We start from the raw sequence: 24,540 nt of genomic DNA on the forward strand, positions 1-24,540 counted from the left end.
AACGCCGGCCACACTCACCCCGCCTGCCTGCAGGCAAGGACCATCCACAACCGCAACAAGGACAAGGCCATGGACAATCGTTACGACCTCAACAAAAATCTCGCCCAGATGCTCAAGGGCGGCGTCATCATGGACGTCAGCAACCCCGAACAGGCCCGCATTGCCGAGGCCGCCGGCGCCTGTGCCGTCATGGCGCTGGAACGCATTCCGGCAGACATCCGTGCGGCTGGCGGTGTTTCGCGCATGAGCGACCCGAAAATGATCCGCAGCATCCAGGAGGCGGTGTCCATTCCCGTCATGGCCAAAGTCCGTATCGGCCACATCTGCGAAGCGCAGATCCTCCAGGCCATTGAGATTGATTTCATTGACGAAAGTGAAGTGCTGTCGCCCGCCGACGACGTCTACCATATTGACAAGACGCAGTTCACCGTGCCCTTCGTTTGCGGTGCCAAGGACCTCGGCGAGGCCCTCCGCCGCATCAGCGAAGGCGCGGCCATGATCCGCACCAAGGGCGAACCCGGTACTGGCGACGTCATCCAGGCCGTACGTCACCTGCGTATGATCATGAGCGATATCCGCCGTATCCAGTCCATGCGCCAAGACGAGCTATTCCAGGCCGCCAAGGCACTGCAAGTCGATGTCGCCCTGGTCAACTACGTCCACGAAAACGGGAAATTACCCGTGGTCAACTTTGCCGCCGGCGGCGTCGCCACGCCCGCTGACGCAGCACTGATGATGCAGCTTGGCGCTGAAGGCGTCTTCGTCGGCTCCGGCATCTTCAAATCCGGCAACCCCGCCAAACGGGCGGCGGCCATCGTCAAGGCCGTGACCAACTACCAGGATGCCAAGATGCTCGCGGAACTCTCCGAAGACCTCGGCGAAGCCATGGTCGGCATCAACGAACAGGAAATCAAACTGCTGATGGCCGAGAGGGGCAAGTAAGCCATGAACATCGGCGTCCTAGCACTGCAAGGGGCCTTTGCTGAACACCTCGCGGCACTCAGGAAACTCGGCGCCAACGGCGTGGAAATACGCCAACGTGCCGATTTCCACGCCGGCCTCGACGGCATCATCCTTCCCGGCGGCGAAAGCACGGTCATGGGTAAGCTCCTGCGCGAGCTCGAGCTCTACGCGCCCATCCGTGACGCCATCGCCGCCGGCATGCCCGTCCTCAGCACCTGCGCTGGCCTCATCCTCCTCGCCGAACGCGCCGAAAACAACGAGAAGACCTACTTCGCCCTCATGGACATCACCGTCCGCCGCAACGCCTACGGTCGCCAGCTCGGCAGCTTCCGCACCACCACCGACATCGCCGGCATCGGGCCGTACCCCATGGTCTTTATCCGCGCACCTTTCATCAGCAGCGTCGGCCCTAAAGCCCACGTGCTCGCCACCGTCGACGGCCATGTCGTCGCCGCCCGCCAACAGAATATGCTGGCGACTGCCTTCCACCCGGAATTGACCGATGACCTCAGAGTGCACAGCTATTTCATCAACATGATCGCACAAGTCAACGCAAATTGCTGCCAACAGCAAACCGCCTAGTCTAGACCAGGCGCGTCGCGAGCTGCGCAGCAACATGGCCCGCGACGCGCTTGGTTCTTATTTTCCTGTTGGAACAATCCCGTTTAAGAACAAAAACTGTCTAGCCTTTTCAGCTTAACAATTCTGCGAACTGTTTTATTGACAGGCATATTTAGCGTTCTATAGTAGCCCCACAAATGACAAGAGTCAGCGTGCTGAGTTCCTGCCTAAACGTGTCCCCATCCAACAACAAGCGAGTGAGGACGATGATACCGATCAAAGCACATCGCATTCAGCACCGGCCGCCGACAGCATGCCGCAATTTCACCCTCATTGAGCTGCTGGTCGTCATTGCCATTATTGCCGTTCTCTCTTCCATGCTCCTGCCCGCCTTACAGGGCAGTCGTGACCGCGCCTTGCAGAGCTACTGCAGCAATAACCTCCGGCAACTGGCACATGCGACCATCCTCTACTCAAACGACAACCGCCGGCAGCTGCCCATGCCCTACCGCTTCCTGGACGATTTCACCCCCATCTACGAATACCTCAATGAACTAGAGGTCTTTGTCTGCCCAGGCAACCCATTATCCGTAGGAAAAGTCCCCAACGAAGCCGCCCTCAACGGCAAGACTGACTACATGATCTGGAATGGCACGGCCTTCGAAGATATTGAGAAAAATGGCAAAGACAACAACGGGCATGGCAACAACGTCAGCCCCTACAAGATCGATCCAAGCAACCCAAAATTCGCTAAAATTCTCGCTACCAAGATCAAGGTGCCAGTGATTTACGATTATTGCGGCCCTGCCCACAATGACGACCGTATTAACATCGCCTTTATCGCCGATGGCCACGTCGGCATCCAGAAAGACATGAACAATCTCTGGACCCTCAACCACAAGGGCGAAATCAATCTAAAAAATGACGGCACAGCTTTCCCTACCCGCTGATCACGCCCACGTCTTGCTGTCACATTTTCCTGGTCATGCTTAACGTGAGGTTTCTTTGTGCCGTTTTCGCTTAAGGTCGAACTGAATCCATGATCATCCTGGTGATTAAAAAGAGCGACGCTGACTGCCCGCACTCGCAGCAGATTGCCCTGGATTACCCGGATGCCGTGATCTCCAACTACAAGCAGTATCCGGACAAAGAGCTGCTTGAGGTTGGCCCCGCCCTTATCGTTTTGACCCACCCGCAGGCCGTCCTCCACACCAAGACCCTGCGTGCAGCAGCGGCGGACAAACATCCCAACCTGCGCATCCTCGTCGTCCTCCCCGAAGACCTCGCCGTACAGGCAACCAGCGCCCGCATTGCCGGCGCCAATGTCTGCATGATCACGCCCTTCCCTGCTGAGCTGCTACAACGGGCCATCTACGACGAATGCACGGTCTTCCGCCGACTGGTCGACACCGCCGAGTTGCTTAAAGCCAACCCCGCCATCGCCAACCGCTATCTCTACCTCAGCATCCTTGGCGCCGGACAGCATTCCGTCATGGTCCTGGCTAAAGACCAGCAGAATGCCAACAAGGTCGTGACCGTCAAGTTGCTGCGCAAGTCCATTAGCTCCGCCGCCGACTTCATGACCGAATTCATGACCAACGCCGAAAAACTCAAAAAGGCGTCCTGCGAAAATTTTGCCCGCGTCATTGACGCCGGCTCCTGGAAAGGCTATGGATACCTGGCCAGCGACATCGGCCCATGCGAAAACCTATACGCTTTGCTGGACAAACATCCCCTCCCGGAAGGCGAAATTATCAAGATCGGCCTGTCGCTCACCCGCGCGCTCATGGCCGTCAAGAAGTGCGGCGTTATTCATTTTGACATCAAGCCCGAAAATGTCCTCTACGACCCCAAAAGCAAGACCTACATCCTCAGCGAATTCGGTTTACTAACGCCCTTTGAAGCCCCTGACAGCAGCGGCTTCTGTTTCTGGTCGGAAGCGGCCTATACCAGCCCGGAGGTCTTTGCCCAGGCCAGCTGGCTCACCGCCCGCAGCGATATCTACGCCCTTGGCCTACTCCTCTACACCTGCATCACCAGGAATAACCCATTCCTTGGCCACCCGAGTGATACTGACATCAAACGCCGCATCAATGAAAACGTCATCAAATTCTCCGACAACGACCTGGGCAAATGCTCACCGGCACTGGCGGTCACCATAGATGGCATGACCGACGTCGATCCCGACGTGAGGCCCCGCCTCCGGGAACTGGAAACAATCTTCTTCCAAGGCAACAAAATCCTCGGTGAGGGCAATGCCGCGCCACCAACGCCAGGCAACAACACCGAGGCCATCGGCGCCAAACCACCCAACGCCGGCTTTGCCGATGGCCTGGACGCGGCACCGTTGCGCCATGGCAAGAACGCTCCATCCGCCGCTAGCACCGGCCGCATCCCTACCATGCGCACACCGGCAGGATCACCCGCACCAGCCGCCAGCAAAAAAATCGACTGGCGTCACGACCGCAAAGCCCAGCTGCGGGCAGCCATCGCCGGTATCGCCGCGTTGATCATCCTCAGTATTGCCTTCAACGCCGGCTATCGCCGCGCCGTGAAACGCCTCCGCCCCACCCAATTCCAAGGCGGGCCATTGCAAGTCTTTACCTGCCTTGACGGCCACACCGAGGAAATCCGCACCCTGGACCTACGCAATGTCAAGTGCCCTACCTGCGGCGAACACACCACGCCATCATACACCTGCCGCAAATGCAAAGCCGTTTTCGGACTGCCAGCGTGGATCCGCCGGCACATGACCGACGAGGAATGCGCCAAATTTGAACAACAACAGAAAATCTGCCCCTTCTGCGAAAGCACGGACATCGTCCCCACGCCCCTGAAACAAGCCACGCAAAAATAACGCCACCCGCAGAGCCTAGCGCGCCACCGGTATCCTTGGCCGCGAAGCGGCGAGCGCCATGAAGTGGCGCTGTCATCGTAGCCCAGGGCAAGCGACGCCGAAGGCGGAGCGCCGCCCTGGGTACAACGGCGACTATGTTCGTGTTCCTCGGCCTCTTTGGCCCCAGTCGGCTTCGCTGACTGGGGCCAAAGAGGCAATGGAATCAGGTAACGGCTTTCCCTTCTTGGACCATGGCGCCCGGCACTATTTATTTAGGTCGCCCTTTCATGGCTCATTTCGGGTGGGGCTCCTACCCAGGGCGGCGCGCCCTGCGGGCGCTTGCCCTGGGCTATCTTAGGCCGCGCCTTTGGCGCTGAAAACAAAAGGCCGCAAGACCGGCTGCTAGCAATGACTGAACTATTACCTTTTCAGGTGGATCAGCTCGTTCTACGCTCGTCCAAGCCAGCATTGTGGCGCTATATTCAGCGCGTTGTCCGCCCCTTGGTCTGCCACCTTTGCTTAAGGAGACGTGCCATGCCGTTTTGCCGCACCTGTAGCGCCGCTGTCGTCTTACTGACAAGCCTGTCGTTGTTTGCCCAACCAGCCACTCCTTTCTACCACCTGTCGGGCCGTTCTGCACCGAGCCTGCGCCATGCGCTGTTCGCACCGGATCACGACGTCCTGCTCTGCACGGCAGCCAATCCCCACGGCTCCTCAGTGGACCTGCCCCCGGCGCTCTTCAATCCCCACGAGCTCAGCATCTGTGCCTGGGTCGTGCTCAAAGCGCAAAAACAACACGACTACCGCCAGGTCGTCTTCAAATCCCGACGCAACGACAGCCCCCAGCGCGTCGACTTCAAATTCGGCTTCTGGGGTGCAGTGCCGGAATTCGCCTACATCCATGAGGACGGCAAGTGGCACGGCATCATGCGCAATGGCAACGACTTGGCCATTGCACCAAACCGCCGCGTGCCTCTCGCGGACTGCCCGCGTCTGCGAGAAGACCACTGGGAGCACGTCGCCGCCGTATTCAATCACGGTCACATTGCACTTTACATCAACGGCGAATGCCGCCTGGAAGGCCGCACCCCACACGACGCGCTGCTGATCCAGGACACCCTTATGCGCATCGGCTGCGGCGAGGCATCCGGCGGCGCCAATGCCTTTGTCCTCAATGGTTTGCTGGACGATCTCAGGCTCTACCCGCAGGCGCTCGACAGTGCCCAGATCAAGCAGCTCGTTGCTGACAGCAAGGGCAAATACAGTGCCGGCAAGATCCGTTTCCAAGACCCCAGCGAGCAGTTCAAGGCCGAATTCGACCCGACCTTCGCGCGCAAGCTGGCCATCGTCAAGGCCTACGAAGCCAATCCGCCGCCGCCGTCCGTCAGCGCCCAGTCGCCGAGCATGAGCATCGTCCGGCAGCACGGCGTGCCCATGGCGGCGCGAGATGGCGTCGTTGAGTCCATGATGTGCCTGATGCCCCAGTGCAGCACCGACAACCACGGCGTGACTATGGCCTGCCGGGACTTCGCCGCTGCCGGCGTCGATACCGTCAGCGATATCTTCTTCCCCTGGATGAAATGGGGGGATAACTGCAGCGGCTGGTGGCTCGCGCCAGGCGAGTACGACTTTGCCAGAATCGAAGACCGCCTGCGCGCCATGACGGCCGGCAACCCCAACGCCCGCATCATCGTCCGCATCAAGATGAACGTCCCCAACTGGTGGCTTGAACGCTACCCCGAGGAGCTGTCCGTCAACGAGCGCGGCGCGCGCTCCCAGCAGCCCGCCATGAGCTCCGAACGCTGGCTCAATGACGCCTGCGGCATGCTCACCGACGTCGTCAGGCACCTTGAGCAATCGCCCCTGGCCAAGCACATCATCGGCTACCTCCCCGCCGGCGGCGGCACCTCCGAGTGGTTCTGGTGGAACTACGAAAAAGGCCTGCAGGATTATTCGCCCGCCAACACCGCCGTCTTCCGCCGCTGGCTCATGGGCAAATACGGTACGGACGATGCCCTGCAACGCGCCTGGCGTAATCCCGCCGTGACCCTGGCAAACGCCACCGTGCCCTCACCAGACCTGCGCAATGCCAGCGAAGACGGCGTCTTCCGCGATGTCCGCGCCACGCAGGCCGTCACCGACTACCGGCTCTTCATGAGCGACGTCACCAGCGCGGCCATCGGCCGCGCGGTCCGTGCCGTCCGCGCCGGTCTGACTACCCGCAAGCTCGTTGGCACTTTCTACGGCTATGCGCATTATCTGGCTGGAAACACCTGGCAGCGCCTCGACAATCTCGGCTTCCAGAACCTGCACAAAGTGCTTGCAGACCCCGAACTGGACTTCCTCTGCGCGCCCACCGCCTACGACCGCCGCCGCGGCGGCCAGGAAGGCGATTTCATCGTCGCCCCAACCGCCAGCCTGCAGTTGCACAACAAGCTCTACTGGGACGAAGCCGACATCCGCACCCACCTGGCCGACGGCAATGAATCACACAAAGCCACCAGCCCCGACGAAACCGCCGCCATTCTCTGGCGCAGTTTCGGCCATTCACTGACCAAAGGCACCTACCTCTGGTGGTTCCTGCTTTCAGGCAACGCGTCCTTCCACACCGAACGCATCATGAACGACGTCAGCGCCATGGCCCGTCTCGACCGCGAACTGATTGACCAGCCGCGCCGTTCCGTCGCCGACATCGCCGTCTTCTCCGATGAACTCAGCCTGCACTACCTCAACTCCACGCAGCCTCGGTTGCGCAACTACAGCCGCGACGCCTTCACGGAACTGGCACGCCTGGGCGCGCCCAGCGACTGCTACCTGCTTGACGACATCGCCCACCCGGCCCTGCCCCGCTACAAGCTCTATATCTTCCTCAACGCCTTTTACATCACCCCCGAACGCCGCCAGGCCATCCACGACCGCCTCGCCCGCGACGGCGCCACCGCCCTGTGGTTCTACGCCCCAGGCTACCTCAGCCCCACCGGCAATGACTGCCAAACCATGGCCGAACTCACCGGCATCAGCTTCACCCGCCAGGAACTCGGCCAGGACGCCAGCGTCGACTGGCTTGATGCCGCCGGCGGCTGGCCCGGCGATCCGCTCCGCCAGCTCAAGCGCTGCCCCGCGCTGACGCCTGCTTTCGCCGTGAATGACGCCGCCGCCACCCCGCTGGCGCGCCTCGCAGGGACCGGTGCCGTCGTCGCCGCCAGCAAGGAGCTCCCCTGGGGCCGCAGCGTGTACTGCCTGGTGCCACCCAGTGCCGAATTTCTACGCGCACTCTGCGACCTGCTCGCCATCCATGTCTACAGCCGCAGTAACGACGTCTTCCAGGCCAATGCGCGCTTCGTCATGCTCCACAGCCGCGACGACGCCCCGAAGTCCATCACGCTGCCCAAGCCCCGCGGGTGGCGAAACCTCATCGACGGCACCGTCCACCCCCCAACAGCCAGCATCAGTTTTCCTCTACCCCACGGCCAAACCGCACTTTTCGAACTCCTGCCCCCCGAGGACGCACAGCCATGAGCAACCATCCCATGCGCCGGCACAAACGGCAAATCCACGACCGCCAGCATCTCGCCGCTATCCTCAATGCCTGCGAATACGGCCACCTCGCGCTCTGCGACGGCAACGAACCCTACGTCGTCGCCCTCAATTACACCTGGGTCGAAGAAAATGGCCGAGATGTCTTCTTCTTCCACAGCGCCCCCGCCGGCCGCAAAATCGACTGTCTCCGCGCCAATCCGCGTGGCTGTTTCATGGTCGAAACCGGCGTCAAGCTCATCGTCCCGACGCCGCCGGATAACTGCTTGTGGACGACCCACTTCCAGTCCGTCGTCGCCAGCGGCACCATCAGCATCATCAGCGACCAGGCCGAGCAGAAAGCCGCCCTGAATGTCTTCATGCGCCGTTTTGCGCCTGACATCACCGATTTTGCCTACCCGCCGCATCTCATTGGCAAGATGGTCATGCTCAAAATGATCGTCGACGACCTCAAGGGCAAACAGCTGCCAACGCCACCAAGTGCTTGCTAAACACGTCGTTGTGAAAGTCATACAAGCACCACCACCCAGGAGGAAATCATGTACAAATGTCTGTGTCTGGCCATCTTGACCATTGTCGCTACCCACGGCCTCGTCGCCACCACGCCGCCGCTGCCGCCCGGCGCCTACGCCGAGTGGGACAGCGCCAAAGCCTGGCAGCAACACTCCGACACCCGCAGCAAAATCTGCATCAACGGCCTCTGGCAATTCCGCTCCGAACCGCGACTCCAGCCCGTCGAAAAAATCACCCCCTTCTACAGCGAGGACGGCGCCCCCGACACCAGCTGGGACATCACCAGCATGACTAACGCGACCGTCACCGGCAGTCGCGACAGCAGCCGCAAAACCCACGGCGAAGCCAGTACCCGTATCGACCTCGAGGTGCCGCCAGCAACCAACTTCTACCACGTCACCCGCATCATTCCGGGCATACCCACCGGTGTCAAACTCGTCGCTCGCGTTGACGTCTGGTCTGAAATGGAACGCGGCGATGTCCACATCGAGGTACAGGACTCCCGCGATTACACCTTCCACACCACCGCCGGATCCACCATCGCCCCCAAGGCCGCCTGGCAAACCATCGAATGCGAATTCATGCTGCCAAAAGATTCTCCCGGCGTCAAAATCCTCATTCCCCGCAACCACGGCTCCACCTCCGGCCTCAAAGGCCAATTTTGGCTGGACAATCTCCGCATCGTCCAGGTCGAACACCTCCCCTCGCCCGGCATCGCCTTGCCTGCCGACGACGCCTGGGGCTTCAGCAAGGTCCCCGGCTCCTGGTACGGTCGCGTCTATTGGCATGACGACGATCCCGCTCGCAGCAAGGCCAATGACCTGCGCTTCGCCTGGTACCGCCGCGACGTCAGCATCCCCGCCGACTGGTCCGGCCGCCACGTCAGCGTCCGCCTCGACCGCGTCGCCACCGATGCCCGCGTCTATTGCAACGGCCACGACGCCGGCGCCGTGCCCTTCATGGGCGGCAGCGTCGATATCACCCCGTGGGCCGAATTCGGCAAGACTGCCAGCATCGCCGTGCTCGTCGAAGCGCGCAACAGCTGGCGCGTCATGCCGGACCTTTTTACCAAGCCAAACAAAGTCTGGGCGCAGCGGCTAAGCGCCGCCGGCATCCTCGGCGATGTCTTCCTGGAGGCTGAACCAACCGGTACCCGCCTAGGCCCCTGCCGCATCGTCACCACCGTCGCCGACCACCGCCTCCGCGTCCAGGCACCCATCATCACCGCCACCGACCTCAGCGCCGCCGACCTCAGTTGGCGCTGCGACATCCGTGACGGCGATCGTGTCGTCAAGTCTTTCACCGGCAACGCGCCCGCAGCTGCCAGCGAAATCGTTGCTGAAACGCAGTGGTCCGACGTAGAATTGTGGGACATCGATAATCCCAAGCTCTACACGCTCACCATCACACTCCTTCGCGGCGACGCCGTACTCGACCAGAGTCTGCCGCAGCGTTTCGGCTTCCGCGACTTCGTCATCCGCGGCAAATACTTCTACCTCAACGGTGTCAAGATCAACCTCGCGTCCTGCTCCTACTGGACGCGCAAAGGCAACTGGCACACCCCCGAGGCCATCCGCCACTGGCTCGAGGGCGCCAAGGCCGCCGGCTACACTTTCGTCTATGTCGCCGGCATCGACACTCCCGGCCTGTTCCCCGCCAACCGGCCCTTCCTCGAAGCCTGCGACGAACTCGGCATGCTCGCCGCCATCACGCCAGCGGCGGTCAATTCGATCTATCGCCGCCTGGACGAGCCAGCCATTTGGAAGCAGTGGACGAAACTGGCCAGCGCCTGCGTCAACGAGCACCTCAATCACCCGTCGCTGGTGCTGTGGCGTATGAACATGAACATGCAGTGCTACGCACAAGACCAAAACCCGCTCCTGCTCGACGGCAAAATGGACTTCGAGCCCGGCACCCTCGCCGCCCTCCGAGAAGAGGCCATGCTCACCTCCAACGCCTTCGTGCGGTCCATCGACCCAACCCGCCACACCTACAACCACGCATGCGGCAAAACTGGCGACATCTACAATCTCAACAACTACCTCGGCTGGCCGGAAATTCAGGACCACCGCGAATGGCTGCGCGTCTGGGCTACCCAAGGCGACAAGCCCCTCTACATGGCCGAACAGGCCACGCCCTACCCCGGCGATTTCCAGATGCGCGATCCGTCCGTCTGGTGGGCCAACGAGCCCGTCATGACTGAATATGGCGCCATCGCCCTCGGCGAAAAGAGCTACGAGCTCGAAGAAGCAGACTACGTCGATTACCTCAGCTGGTGCTGGCGCCCCAAGGAACGCAAGTGGAATTCGTCCTACGGCTACTTCTGCAACAACTACCCGCCCATCCTGGATGAAGCGGCGACGCGTTACTACGAAGAGACCCTGCCCGCCTGGCGCACCTGGGGCATCTCCGGCGGCGTCAATGCCTGGGAAAATGCCTGGCGACGGCTGATCAAGCCCAATCCCGGCAGCGTCTTCCGCCAGACGCCCCCCAATCTGCCCCTCGACACCGACTGGGCCGCCCTGCAGCGCCCCGGCATATCCGCTGACGAGTGGGTGTACGACGGTGGTGGCGGCGGCGAAATTCGTTCGCTCTTCGACCTCGGCCGACCCGAAGAAATGGAGTACTACGCGCCGACCCGGCGCGGCAAAGTTTATCCCACGCTCATCGCCCCGCTCTTTGCCTACCTCGGCGGACCGGACGATCTCTGGTACACCCAGGACCACGCCTTCCGCAGTGGCGAGACCATCGGGAAATCCCTTATCGTCATCAACGACCGCCGCCAAGCCCAGTCCTTCCAAGTCAGCTGGCAGGCATCCCGGGACGGCAAGGTCTTCGCCAGCGACAGCGCTACGCTGGACATTCCCCCGGCAGAGACCTCACACCTGCAGATCCGTTTCGCGGCGCCGACCGTGACGGCCCGCAGCGTCATCAGCATCACCGCCAAAGTCCTTGCCGGCGACGACGACGTGCCAGTCAAGCCCATGACCTTGCAGGTCTATCCACCCGCCGCCCGCGCCGCGCAACGCAACCTGGCGCAGTGGGCCATCTACGATCCCACCGGCAAGAGCACGGCGGCCTTCGCCCGCCTGGGTTACGTACTGCCCGCCATCAACGACGTGGCCGCTCTACCAGCCTCAGCACGCGTGCTGGTCGTCGGCTGCGGCGCGCTTGACGACGCCCAGACCGCCGACGCGGCGCTCGCCGGCCTCGCCGAACGCGTCCGCAAGGGCCTGCAGGTACTGGTCCTCGAACAAACAGCCGAGACCATGAACGCCCGTTTCGGTCTGCGCGCTTTCACGCCCGGCGTCCGCCAAGTCTGGGTGCGCCAGGGCGACCACCCATTCCTCCGTGACATCAGCAATGACGACCTCGCCGACTGGCGCGGCCAGACCACCCTCGGACCGCTTGACGGCCCACCCAAGAGTCTCACCGACGATCAGCGCCCCAAACGCACCTGGCGCTGCTCGCAGTCCGGCGTCGTCGCCTCAACCATCGTCGAAATGCCCCACGTCGCCGGCTTCAGCCCCATCGTCGACACCGGCTTCGATCTGCGCTACAGCGCCCTGTGGGAAAACCACGAGGGCATGGGCCGCATGGTCTTCTGCCTCCTGGACGTCAGCGACCGCGCCGGCAAAGATCCCGTCGTCTATACGCTGCTGCATAACATCGTCGGCGATCTCGACCAGCCCACACGCGCCTTCACCGCAGCCACCACGCAACTCGTCGCACCTTGTGCCGATGCCCCACTGTCGGCCCTGTCTGTGAACAGCGCCGCGCCCGCCCTGGCCGATGCCGGCCCCGGACACGTGCTGGTCATCCCGCGCGGCGCCGCCGCCTGGCTGGAGCAGCACGGCAATGCCCTGGCCGACTACCTGACGCGCGGCGGCAGAGTCCTCGCCGTCGGCCTCACTCTCGCCGAAGGCCAGGCGCTTAGCGCCGCCGTCGGCGACGCGTTCAGCGTCAGCCGCGAAACCCACTGGCTCAATCGCCTGCATGGCGCGACACCCACGACCTTCCACGGCGTCTCTCCCGCAGCCATCCGCTGGCGCCTGAAACTGGAATGCACCGTCGTCAACACCGTCCCTACCAAGGGCTGGCGCAATGACAGCGGCGTGCTGGCCACCATACCCGTCGGCAAAGGCCACATCGTCTGGCTGGCAGCCACCCCGGCGGATTTCGACGCCGAACAGCGCCCCGACCTGGTCTTCAGCCGCGTCAAAACCGAGCGCCTGATCACCACTGTCCTCGGCAATCTCGACGTCCAATGCGGCCGCAGTTGGGCCGACGCTCTGGAAAAATCCGCCAACGCTGACAGCCGCCGCGAAACCGACTGCTACAGCGACACACGCCGTCTCCGCGACGACCCCTACGCAACCATGCGCTGGTAATACCACCCGCCAATAAGCACTGCTTAAGCAACGGGGAGCGGCTGGACTATCTTCAGCCACTCCCCGTTTGCGTCCCCACCCAAGTAATCGGTCAGCCATTGATAATGACCGGTACCAGAGGACCACTGGGACCGTGGGGACGCCTTGGCGACTGCGCGTACTGGAGCGAGGACTCACGGACTCATGAGGCATGATCCCATGGATTGGACTATGGGGACTTTCTGGACCATGGGGAATGACGCCTTGGACGCCGAGGACCGGTTGTGGACTACGGGGACTCCGGGGACTGACTGGCGGCGGCCAGGATAGTGTCCATAGTGTCCATGGTGTCCATAAAAACGCCCAGTGTTCCGCCAGTAAAGAGGCGGCGCCGGCAGCTGGCTATTCTCAATCGCTGACCGACTACTCACCCACCGCAATCGGTCAGTCATTGATATTTGTTGTCCCTGCGGCCTTTTTGATCGTCCGCCGCATACCGTCATCCCGGTGGTATTTGAGCGCTGAAAGCGCGATCTATGATAACCCAGGGCAAGCGACGCCGAAGGCGGAGCGTCGCCCTGGGTAACGCGCCATTATAGCTCGGGTTCCTCGGCCTCTTTGGCCCCAGTCGGCGAGGCCGACTGGGGCCAAAGAGGCAATGGAACCCGATATAACGTCTTACCGTCTTGTTCCTTGCACATTCCTTGCTGTTTTATAGGTCGCCCTTTGGCGCTGAAAACAAAAGGCGCAGGCGAGCCGGTTATCAATGACTGACCGACTACTCACCCGCCGACAAGTCGTCATTTCTCTTGATGACATTAGCAACTTCTTGCGCTACGTTAGCAAGGTCATCAAGCGGAAGAACGGGAACACCATCAAGTACGTGCGAGTCCGTTATTCAGTGACATCTCGCTGATAGCAACGTGCATAAAGACGGATTAAGGGACAAAGGAATGGAGGAGCATGATGCGTACAAATGCCGGTACTTGGATGCGTGTGTTTTTCTGGTGTTTCTGCATGATTTTTGGAGTTCTGCCGTCATTCCCCTTGGCGGCACAAGACCAGGATGTGCCAGCAAAGGCCACTCCCCCCGCCCAGCTCGTGCAGCCCAGCGCCACCCCTGCCCGCCGCGCCGACGATCCCGGAGCTATCTTCCAGTACGAAGTCAATCCCACTACAGGCACGGCCACGGTCAGCAACGAGAGCCTCTTGTACTCGGTGGATATCATCATTCCCGACCAAGACCCCGAAGGGCACCCAATTACCGCCATCGCCCCGGATTTGTTCGGGGCCGCCCCCTTTGTCCTAAGCGTCAGCTTCCCGCCGCTTATCAGTTTTGCCGCCGACCAACTCGACCAGTATTTCCGCGACTGCGACTTTGTCACCGCGCTCTTCTTCCGTGGCCAGGCACCGGCACAGCTACCCCACGTCAATGCCCGTTGCATCGTTTATTACCCTAGCGATGCCGATGCCTCTGCGCCGAACCCGCAAGCGACCTGGGCCTATCGCATTGAACACAGCTATTCGGCCGCGCGACGCTACCTGCCAATTGCCTACCCCATCGTCCCACCACCGGATATCGTTCGCAGCGAAGGCGAGCCGACTGAGAACCCGGACTGCTTCACGGACAGTCTTGCCATCGCGCTCAGCGTTGAGGAGGATTGCGTCTTCAGGTACACCACCGATGGCACTGCCCCAGCGGCCGGAAGCGCGTCAACAGCCCCCGTGACCATTACCACCTCCACCCTTCTCGAGGCCAGAGCTTTCCGGGATATCGCCGGCGTTCTGCGGCCCTGCAGCGTCATCGCCAGCCGACGCTTGGTCAAGATCGACGAACTGCGCAACGCCTTCACCGCCGCTCCCGCCGGCGTCGACGTCCTGACCAGCGGCGATGCGCCTTGGTATCCCCTGCAGACGACCCTCGCCGATGGTACAACCGGCATGGCCGTCAGCTCGGGCCTCCTGTTCCCCGGGCAATTTTCCGAATTCACAGCGTCCTTCACCCTTGCCGGCAGGACTAAGCTGTCCTTCAACATGCGTGAAAGCGGCGGCGACGGGCAACAATCCACCGCCATCATCGTCACCTGCGACGGAGAAAACCAATTCCTCGCTTTTACCTCAACCCCGCTCGCCAATGGCTGGATGCTCCTTGAAGACAGCCTCCCGCCAGGACAGTGCAAAATAGGGTTCTACATTCCGGGCAGTTCCAGCGAAGGCCACGCAGTCGCCATCGCCGGCTGCAAACTTGGTCACGACAACGAAACGCTGACTCTCCGCTGCGAGCCGGCCAACGCCGGCAGCCTCAGCGCCAACGGCAGCGACGGCTCGCAGTTCTCATTCCTCATCGGCGACAATGTCACCATTGCCGCCCAGGCCAACAAGCATTTCCTGTTTGATCACTGGCTGGACGACGTCAGCGCCCAAACCCGCATCATCACCATCGCCGACCCGGAAACAGCCGGTGCCACTGCCAATACCTACACCGCCACCTTCAGCGAAGGTGCCACTATCAGCACCCAAACCGTACCGGCACATGACGACATCCTTGTCCAAGGCGGCAATGAGACCTACAGGCTTGGCACCGAAGTCGTGCTGCTCCCGCAAAACAGGACTGGGGGCTGGCGCTTCGTCCGCTGGGATGACGACGATGTCACTAATCCCGTGCTGCCCCAAAACCGCCCCATCGTGTGCGCCGTGGCAGATCGTGACAAAGTCTACACCGCTCACTTCACCCGGGTTATCCACGTCTTCGCCGAGGCACTGTATCGCGATGCCGATAATTCCTGGCTGCCCGGCGGGGGCAGCGTCAACGGCGCCGGCAGCATTGATATCAGCGACGACAATCCCACCGTGCAAGTCACTCTCACGGCCACCCCCGAATCACCGCTGGCCGAATTTCTCGGCTGGGACGACAATGGCAACGACAAGATTGATCCCGATGAATCGCGCGCACTGTCACGCAACATCACCCTCGATTGGCAGGCCCTGGCAGTGGACGACTACGCTTTTGCTTGCACCGCACTCTTCCAAAAAAGCGCCCTCGTCAGGGTTGCTTTCGCCCAAGCCAGCGACGCCCAACTGGGCCAAATCCAAGTCAGTGACCAGGACGGGCAGGCCATGTCCCTGTCAGAATTGCAGGCCGGCCAACGACTCCCCCTCGGCAGCCAGCTCACCATCACAGCCACGCCAAACGCGCCAAATACCGTCGTCCACTGGCTCATCAATGACGCCCCAGCACACGCTGGCGAACTCAGCTTCACTATCACCATCGACGATCATGCCGAGATCCAGATCGACTTCCTTGCCAGCTACCTGGTGCAAATTGGTATCGCCGAGGGCCAGGAAGGCTGGGGCGCCCAGGCCGGCATCCTCAATGAAGACGATGGCTCGTTGTTCAGCGAGGGGACCTTCCCCGCCGGCAGCGTTCTGACCATTGAGGCACGCACTCCAGGCGCGCTGCGCTTCAAAAGCTGGTCCGACGGCGCCACCGCCCCCACCCGCAAAATCCGCGTCGTGGACAGCCCGCTGGCGCTCACGGCCGAATTCGTCCGCACCGGCAGCATCACCCTTGATTTCAGTACCGACCCGGCGGTCTTGCCCGACGGCGTCGAACTGCCACCCATGCGCTGCCGCATCGGCAATGACAGCTATGCCTTTGTTCCGGGCGAGCCCGGCGCCAATGCTCACGTACTGGATGCAGGCAGCTACCAAGTGAGTTACGACACCGAGGGCGATTGGACTGCACCCGCCAGCCACGAACTGACCATTGCACCCGGCGATGCCGTCACCTTGAGCAAAACCTTCACCCGCATCGCTCAAGGCACCCTTAACTGCTTCCTGGCCCCCTCGGGCATCAGCGGCCAATGGCGCCTCAAGGGCACCGACGACTGGTACGACAGCAGACACACACTCAGCCCCAACGAAGGCCAGTACAACGTCGAATTCGCCGCAGTTGAAGGTTGGACCGCTCCCGCCGAACAAACAGTGACTATCACGGCCAACCGCAATAGCAGCATCACCGCCAGCTACACGCCCATCGCCATCGGCGTCGACATTGTTCTGGCACCCACCGAAATAACCGAGAACGCCGGCAACAACGCCATCATCGGCATCCTCCGCCGTCTGCTGCCGGAAAATAATGCCGCAGGCGCCAACAGCACCTTGGCAATTACCCTCAGCTGCAGTGATGACAAAACCATCATCCTACCCGCCGAACCCGTACTCATCCCCGCTGGCCAAGACCACACGACCTTCCCCATCACTGTCCTGGACAACGATGTCATAGATGAGGCCATCCACGATGATCAGGAAAACGAGCTCGGCCGCGGCCGCCAGGTGATTATCTCCGGAACACTGGCCATCGCCGAAGGCTGCGACTGCAATGACAATCCCTTCAGCGGTTACAGCGAAGACGCACTCGCCGCCGAACTTGTTGTCTGGGATGACGACAGCCCCACGCTGCAGGTGACGATGTCCCCCACGACTCTGCCCGAAAGCGCCCAGCCCTACCCGCAGGCTATGACCATCAGCCGCCGCGGCGCCGCCGCCGCCGACCAGGCGCTCACGGTCGAGCTCTCAGCAGTTATCGCCGGCGATCACCAGCTCGACGCCGGCACCGAGATTCAGTTCTGGCAGGACGGCCAGGCACTGCCGTGGAAGAACCCTGCCGAACCCGGCATCGCCCTCTTCGTCATTCCCGCCGGCCAAAGCAGCAGCAACGTCGATGTTCTCGCCTGCGCCGACGGCCGCGATGACGGCAGCCGCATCGTCGCCGTCTACGCCGACGCCACAGGGTATGCGCCGGGCTCTGCCTGGGTCATGACCAGCGACCTGCCTTTCCCCGATTACACAGTCGCCGCAATCACCACGCCCACGACCGAACTCACCAGCAGTGATCTTTTCCCGCTGGCCGTCACCATCCGCAACGTCGGTAGCCTGGCCACCCCAACCGGCCTGCGTGTTCCCCTGGCCATCCACGCGTCACGGAACAGCGTCACTTCTACAAACACGCTGCTCCTGGAGAGCAGCATTGCCGTGACCGCCGACCAGCCACTGGCTCCAGGACAGGACATCACAGTCACTCTCGAGGTGCCCTTGGGCGGCCTTGGCGTCGCCGACGACTGGCGCTTCGTCGCCGTCGTCAACCACACAAATGCCCTCCGTGAACTCAACAGCCACAACAACCAGCTTTTCTCAGGCGCTTTCACGCTCAGGCCTTCCTACCTGCCGCTGCTGGACGCCCCGCCGCAGGCGAGCATCCTCCCGAACCAGAGCCTCACCCTCAGCGGCAAGGTCCAGCGGTCACTAACCGACGACACCCCCGTGCCCTACGCCGCCGTGGACATCCGCTGCCAAAACGGAGCCTTCCTCCGCAGCTTGCCCGTTACCAGCGATGCCGACGGCCGCTTCAACGCCGTTTTCACCCCCATGCTTGGCGAACGCGGCCTGGTCACCGTCATGGCCTGCTACCCGGGAACCGAAATCAGCCCCGCGCAGCATAGCCTTGATATCCTCGGGCTGACCTATGAAGCAGGCGACGTGGATTACTTGCGCTGGGACTTGGTCACTGGCACGCCCCGCAGCTTCAGCTTCGTGCTCAAAAACCAGAGCACTACAGCCCTCAAGGGCCTCAATGCCGTTCTCATCAATGCCCGCGCCGGAATCGCCATGACCGCCATGGATCTGCCCGACAGTATTCCCGGACAAGGCTCGGTCACCGTCAACTACGACATCACCGCGGCATCGCCATCACCACAGATCAACTACGAACGCCTGGACCTGCGCATCAGTTCCAGTGAAGGCGTTGTCCTCAATATCCCTGCCTACCTCCACGTCATCAACCAAAACGCCCGCCTTGACATCGCCCCCGTCAGCATCGACACCACCATGCAGATCGGCGTGGCACGCCACTATGAGGTTGTGCTAAGCAATAAAGGCGCTGCTGACACCGGCCGCGTCAGCATCAGCACTCCTGCAGTCAGTTGGCTAAAACTGCCCGCCGGCCCAAGCATCGCCGCTATCCCCGCTGGCGGCAGCGCCACCATCGTCCTCGAACTCTGTGGTGATGACAGCGCCCCCCTCGGCATGCCCCTCAGCGGTACCATCGCCATCAGCGCCGAAAATGTCTCCGAGCCCATTATCCTGCCTTTCCGAATCACCGCCGTTTCCGCCGACAAAGGCGCCCTGCAGGTGACCGCCTGCGACGAATACAGCTTCTTCACCGACGACAAGCCCCTCCTCAAAAACGCCACCGTCACCGTCAAAAATCCCTACACCGGCGAAATTCTGGCTACGAGGACTACTGGCGATAGCGGCATCTGCACCATCAACGACCTTCCCGTCGGCAAATGCCTGGTGCTCACTAGCTGCGAAAAGCACAGCAGCAACGAACAACTAGTCGACATCGCCCCTGGCGCCACCGCCGCCATCACCGCTTACCTCCAATTCCAGGCCATCAGTTACAGCTGGAATGTCGTGCCCACCGACATCGCCGACGAATATGAAATCACCCTCACTATTCATTACGAGACCAACGTCCCCGTGCCAGTGGTCAAGACCATCATGCCCAGCGATTTCATCAGCATGGTCCCCGGCGAAACCCGCCATATCAGCGCCATCCTCGTCAATGAAGGCCTGATCACCGCCCTTGACGTCGGCTTCAGTATCGACGACACCAGCGAATTCACCTTCGCGTACGCATTCCCCCGTGAAGGCATCAACCTGCTCGCCAAACAATCCGTGGTCGTGCCCGTCGTCGTCTCCCGACATCACCCCACGACCCGCGGCGGCGAATGCACCACGACCCAAAAAACTATCTACAGCTACGAATGCCAAGACGAAAAAATGGTCGTCGCCGCCGCAACCAATGTCGCACTCAACAAGTGCGAAGGTATAGCCCCCGAAGTTGATTTCCAGATTGACGGTGACCCCGGCCTGGGCGCCCACCCCGGCATGCCCATCGGCTCCTTCGGCCCCAGCTCAGCGGCTTCGGTACCGACGAACTGCAATGAATGCCTGGATGATCTCGCCATCGCCGCCGCCAAATGCGCGCTGTCCTTTGTTCCCGTCATCGGCAATGCCGCTAGCGTCGTTGACGCCATCAACAGCGTGCTCGATGCCATCGCCGGCAAAAAAAGTGCCGCCAGCGCCGCAGCGGACGTAGGTCTGACTGGCCTGGGATTCGTGCCCGGATTGGGCAACCTAGCCAATGCCCTCAGCTGCGGCAAGGGCTTCGCGGAAGCATGCGATGGCGGCGGCAGCGCCGGAAGCGGTGGCGGCAGCGACGGCGGCGGTGCCGGCAGCGACACTCGCCACGCGTCCCTACGCGAGGATACTGCGCCGAGCTGGGTCCTGGTCATGCAAGAAAAGGTCGGCTGGGGCTACCGTCAACAACAGGACCACGCCGCCATCCTGGTTGAGCTCTACGGCGATACTGAATGGCTGAACTGCGAAATGACGCAGTACCTCGCCTTTGCCAAAGCCTTCAAATCCCTGGCGCCAGAACAACCCGACGGCAGCGCACCCCTGGTCGCCGCCAACACCCCGGAGCTCCTGGCCGTGCTGCCCGAAAATATCACCATGGCCCAGTTGTCAGCCTTTGTCGCCCGCTGGAATCGCAGCATGGCGTACTGGCTAAGTCTCGCTGAAGGCGACGACCCCGCCGCCGTGGACCAGAATGGCGAGGCCGTCATCAACGCGCAGCGCCTGGCGGAACTCAACGACGACATCAAGCTCTGCGAGGCCAAGGCCCGCGAATACGGCTATCCTAACACCGAAACCATGCTCATGGCCCAATATCAGCTTGCACTGGACACAATCCAGGATTCCGGCAGCGTCTGCGCCAGTGTCACCCTCGAGATCAAACAGCAACTTGCGATGACTCGTGAGGCCTTTGAGGGCACCCTCACCCTTCACAACGGCCACCTCACAAAACCCATTACGGCGATCGGCCTGCACCCCAAAATCACCAATGCCGCCGGCGAAGACTGCACGCACCTCTTTGCCATCGACTATCTGACCGACCGTTTCACCGCCATCAACGCCGTTGACGGCACCGGCACCCTCGCCGCCGACAACAGCGGCACCGCAGTCATCCGCTTCATTCCCGAACGCGCAGCGGCGCCGCTTACACCCACTAGCTATAACTTTGGCGGCATGCTCACTTACCTCAATCCCTTCTCGGACAGTGTCGCTACGGTGCCACTCATCCCCTGCACTCTCACGGTCAATCCCAGCCCCAGCCTGCAACTGCACTATTTCCTGGAACGAGACATCCTTGGGGACGATCCCCTGACCGAAAACATCGTCGAACCATCCTGGCCCGCCGAACTCTCCGCGCTGATCTACAACGACGGCTACGGCACCGCCCGCAATGTCCGCATGGATTCCGGTCAGCCGCAGATCATTGAGAACAGCAAGGGCCTGTTGATTGACTTCGCCCTCTGGGACTACCAGACCACGGCATGTCTGCTCAATGGCATTCCCAACCACGCGCCCGTCGGTCAAATCAATCTCGGTGACATCGCTCCCAAGAGCACGGGCCTGGCACAGTGGTGGCTGACGTCGTCACTCCTCGGCCATTTCGTCGGCATGGAAGCGCGTTACAGCCATCTCAATAGCCTGGGCAACCCCGAACTCAGCCTCATCGACAATATCGCCATCCACGAGCTCATTCATAACTGTAGCAGTCTTGATGGCCAAACAACCGCCTTCTTGGTTAATGACATCATGGACTTTGACGACGCGCCGGATACGCTCTGGTTTGCCGACGACGCCCACAGCGAGCCCGTGCTGACCATCAATCACCGCATCACCAGTGCGGCAACGCTCCAGGAAGACGACACCAGTAGCCGCTATGTCTTCGAGGTAGAAGCGCTCGTGCCCGGCTGGCATTATCTCGCCATGCCCGACCCGGGCAATCTCGGCCGCCTACCCGGCAGACGCGCTTACGAACTGGCCAGCGTCACACGCCAAGGCAATGGCGTCGCCAGCGGCATCGAACTGCCCGTCCGCAACTGCTGGCTCAGCGATCTGACGCTCAGAGATGGCCTCGACCCGGTCAATGATAATCGGCTTCACCTGCTCGACTATCTCGAAGCAGGCACCTACAGCTACTCTATCGCCCTCGTCAAAATGCCCGACGAACGCCTGGAAATCGATACCATCGACGCCATTAGCAGCAACGCCGAAACAGTCACCGACTACCTTATCACCGGCGATATCGACCGCATCACCGTCACCTTTACCACCCCCGTTGATATCACCACCTTCAACAGCGACGACATCACCCTGCGCCGGGAAGGCGCGCTCATTCCCAGCGAACAACTCGCCGCCACCCTCAACTTCGCCGTCGACCCAGCCGATCCGACCAAGCTCAGCACCATTATCAGCGGCTTGGCGACCTTCACCAACAGCGACGGTTTCTACATTCTCACCATTCAGTGTGCCGGCATCAGCGACCGCCAGGGCTTCGCCGGCTGGGACGGCCGACAGCTACTCTGGCTCAGGCACGGCGATGGCTCAGCGAACCCCGAACCGCCCGCGCCACGTCTCCTCAGCATGGAACGAACTGCGCCAATCGCCGGCATGAGCGATGATTTCACGGCGAGACTCCGCTTCAGCGGTCATATCAATCCGACGACAGTAAGCACCGCGGCCTGCACCCTACTGGCCAATGGCGCGCCGGAGCCGCTCCCGGAATTCATCACCATTGTCGCCGACGCCAGCGACGCCACGCTGTTCCATATCCAAAACGTCGGCCAGATTCCTGCCGAAAACCGTCTTCTCACTCTCCGTTTTGATGCCACCAGCGTCAAGGACATCCGCGGCACGCCCTGCGTCGGCGAAGCCAGCATCAGCTGGAGTCTGGACAGCATTCCCCCTGCCCCCTGCGACGACCTCGTGCTCGCCCCTGACAGCGGCGCCTCCGCCACCGACGGCATCACCCAACTGCCAGCCGACGCCACGCTGACCATCAGCGGCACCGCCCCGGAACTGCCCTGTTCCTATCAACTCTTCTACACCAAGCTCAGCTCGCAAGTGCCCATCGCCATCACGACCGCAACCGCGCTGGCAGCCGATGCCGACCCGCAGGTCGCCATCCCCTTCACTCTGCCCGAAGGCAGCTACCAGCTCAATCTCCAATTCCGCGATGCCGCTGGCAACAGTTGCGACAATCTCATCGATCTGGTTATCGACAACACGCCGCCATTGCCACCACAGAATCTCGCCATCGCCCCGGACAGCGGCGTGCCCAACGACTTCATCACCATGCTCCCCGCCGACACGCCATTGGCCATCCAGGCTGAGTTGCCGGAAAAACACCTGCAGATTGCCATCAGCAGCACCAGCGCCGGCGATGTCGTCCACGTCAACAATGGCGACGACTTCACCTTGGCCGAGCAGCTGCCGCTTGCCGAGGGCAGCCATGATGTGACTATCACCTGCACCGATCGGGCCGGTAACAGCAATGCCATAACCCACCGCATGGTCATTGACAACACGCCGCCGCCAGCCCCAACCCCGTTGCGCATCACGCCGGACTACGGCGTCTCCGCCGAAGACGGCCTGACCTACCTGCCCCCGCAGGAAAACCTCAGCCTGCACGTAACACCTAGCGAAATACCGTCAACCCTCTCCCTGAGCGGCCACATCGGCACTGCCGGCGACTTCACGCCGCTGCTGACCAAGGCGCTGCCACTTGGCACCGCCCCCGCAATCGTCATCACCTTGCCCTATCGCGAGGCAGGGCAATACGCCATTCAGGCGATTCATACCGACCTCGCCGGCAACGTCTCGCCTCCCGCCATCTTCGCCATCGACATTGACGCCGAGCCGTTCACAGCCGCTATCAGCAACCTTATTACCTCGCCGGCTTCAGCAGACGCTTTGACCATCTCCTTCTCCGCGCCCATCGTCAGCGCCGAGCTCACCACCAGCGTCCTAACCGTCCTTGCCAATGACCTGCCACTGCCGGACCTGATTATCAGCCGCATCTCCGACAGCGAGTTCACCATCGGCAACATCAAACCACAAATCCTTGACGACAGCGCCTTAAAGCTGACTCTCAATCTCGCCGCCCTCCATAAACTGCAGTCAGGTCTCCCCGGCACCGGCAACGCTAGCAGTGAATGGCAGTTCACCTTCGACGCCCTGAACGCCGGTTTCGTCTGGGAACAAGGCTGGAATGCCATCCAGCTGCCCCTTTCCTATCTCGTGCCGGCAACAACGCAGGCCATCGCAGGCATGCCGCGACACAAAATCATGCCCAAACAGGTCGTTATCGACAACGGCCAGCTGCCTTTGAACGCGCCGTTGTGGGTTTTCTGCGCCGATCCTAGCACCGCCAACGCCGTGGCTATCCGCGGCGCCTTCATCGCTGCCGATGCCCCCGCCGACATCCCCGCCCATCGCTGGGTCGTCTACACTAACACCACCGCCACCGAGCTGCCGCCCGACTGGGTCGTCTGGCGCTGGCAACAGGGCCGATTTACCCGCTGCAACAATGTCATCCCCGGCTACGCACACTGGATTTTCCACACCGCCGAATAGCGACAGGAGATAAAACGCCCAGCGCCCCAAATAAACGACGACGGGTTTTCCGACGCAAACAGCAAAACACCGCCAGTACCCCGACCGCCCACGGCGCCTCACGGTTGCTGGCGGTGCTTGGTGTTGCGGGGTAATCGGTCACCCATTGAGAATTGAGCCATAGAGCTTCTGGCTGAGTCAAACGTGCCCGTTTCCCTGGCCGCGAAGCGG

The 24,540-nt window shown here is 61.6% G+C and carries 9 protein-coding genes; all 9 read left to right on the top strand.

Annotated features, from left to right (window positions below; genetic code table 11):
- Positions 1 to 69: 69 nt before the first annotated feature.
- The 9 genes from pdxS to J3R75_RS18060 all read left to right on the top strand — a co-directional run bounded on the left by pdxS (position 70) and on the right by J3R75_RS18060 (position 24,330).
- Positions 70 to 942 carry a pyridoxal 5'-phosphate synthase lyase subunit PdxS gene (gene pdxS, locus J3R75_RS18020; protein ID WP_307264633.1) on the top strand — a complete coding sequence of 291 codons (873 nt, stop codon included), beginning with the start codon at positions 70 to 72 and terminating at the stop codon, positions 940 to 942.
- Positions 943 to 945: 3 nt separating this feature from the next.
- Entirely contained in the window at positions 946 to 1,545 is a 600-nt protein-coding gene (pdxT, locus tag J3R75_RS18025) for a pyridoxal 5'-phosphate synthase glutaminase subunit PdxT (protein ID WP_307264636.1), read from the top strand.
- Positions 1,546 to 1,790: 245 nt separating this feature from the next.
- On the top strand, positions 1,791 to 2,474 hold the full coding sequence (locus tag J3R75_RS18030; RefSeq protein WP_307264638.1) for a type II secretion system protein: 684 nt from the start codon (positions 1,791 to 1,793) through the stop codon (positions 2,472 to 2,474).
- Between the two features lie 89 nt (positions 2,475 to 2,563).
- Positions 2,564 to 4,381, top strand: coding sequence for a protein kinase domain-containing protein (locus J3R75_RS18035; RefSeq protein WP_307264641.1), 1,818 nt, complete (start codon positions 2,564 to 2,566; stop codon positions 4,379 to 4,381).
- Between the two features lie 513 nt (positions 4,382 to 4,894).
- Positions 4,895 to 7,879 carry a LamG-like jellyroll fold domain-containing protein gene (locus tag J3R75_RS18040; protein WP_307264644.1) on the top strand — a complete coding sequence of 995 codons (2,985 nt, stop codon included), beginning with the start codon at positions 4,895 to 4,897 and terminating at the stop codon, positions 7,877 to 7,879.
- Positions 7,876 to 8,388 (top strand): pyridoxamine 5'-phosphate oxidase family protein, encoded by a 513-nt coding sequence (locus J3R75_RS18045; RefSeq protein WP_307264646.1) that lies wholly within the window; start codon positions 7,876 to 7,878, stop codon positions 8,386 to 8,388. Before J3R75_RS18040 ends, J3R75_RS18045 begins: the two co-directional genes overlap by 4 nt.
- A gap of 48 nt (positions 8,389 to 8,436) precedes the next feature.
- The gene (locus J3R75_RS18050; protein ID WP_307264648.1) at positions 8,437 to 12,801 is read left to right on the top strand and encodes a glycoside hydrolase family 2 protein; all 4,365 of its coding nucleotides are present in this window, start codon (positions 8,437 to 8,439) and stop codon (positions 12,799 to 12,801) included.
- 745 nt (positions 12,802 to 13,546) lie between these two features.
- On the top strand, positions 13,547 to 13,696 hold the full coding sequence (locus J3R75_RS18055; RefSeq protein ID WP_307264650.1) for a hypothetical protein: 150 nt from the start codon (positions 13,547 to 13,549) through the stop codon (positions 13,694 to 13,696).
- A 47-nt stretch (positions 13,697 to 13,743) separates the two neighbouring features.
- A complete protein-coding gene (locus J3R75_RS18060) occupies positions 13,744 to 24,330 on the top strand; it encodes an Ig-like domain-containing protein (RefSeq protein WP_307264653.1) in 10,587 nt (3,528 codons plus the stop codon).
- Positions 24,331 to 24,540 lie beyond the last annotated feature (210 nt).

Source organism: Oligosphaera ethanolica (genome assembly GCF_030814695.1).
GTDB classification, from domain to species: Bacteria; Verrucomicrobiota; Lentisphaeria; order Oligosphaerales; family Oligosphaeraceae; genus Oligosphaera; species Oligosphaera ethanolica.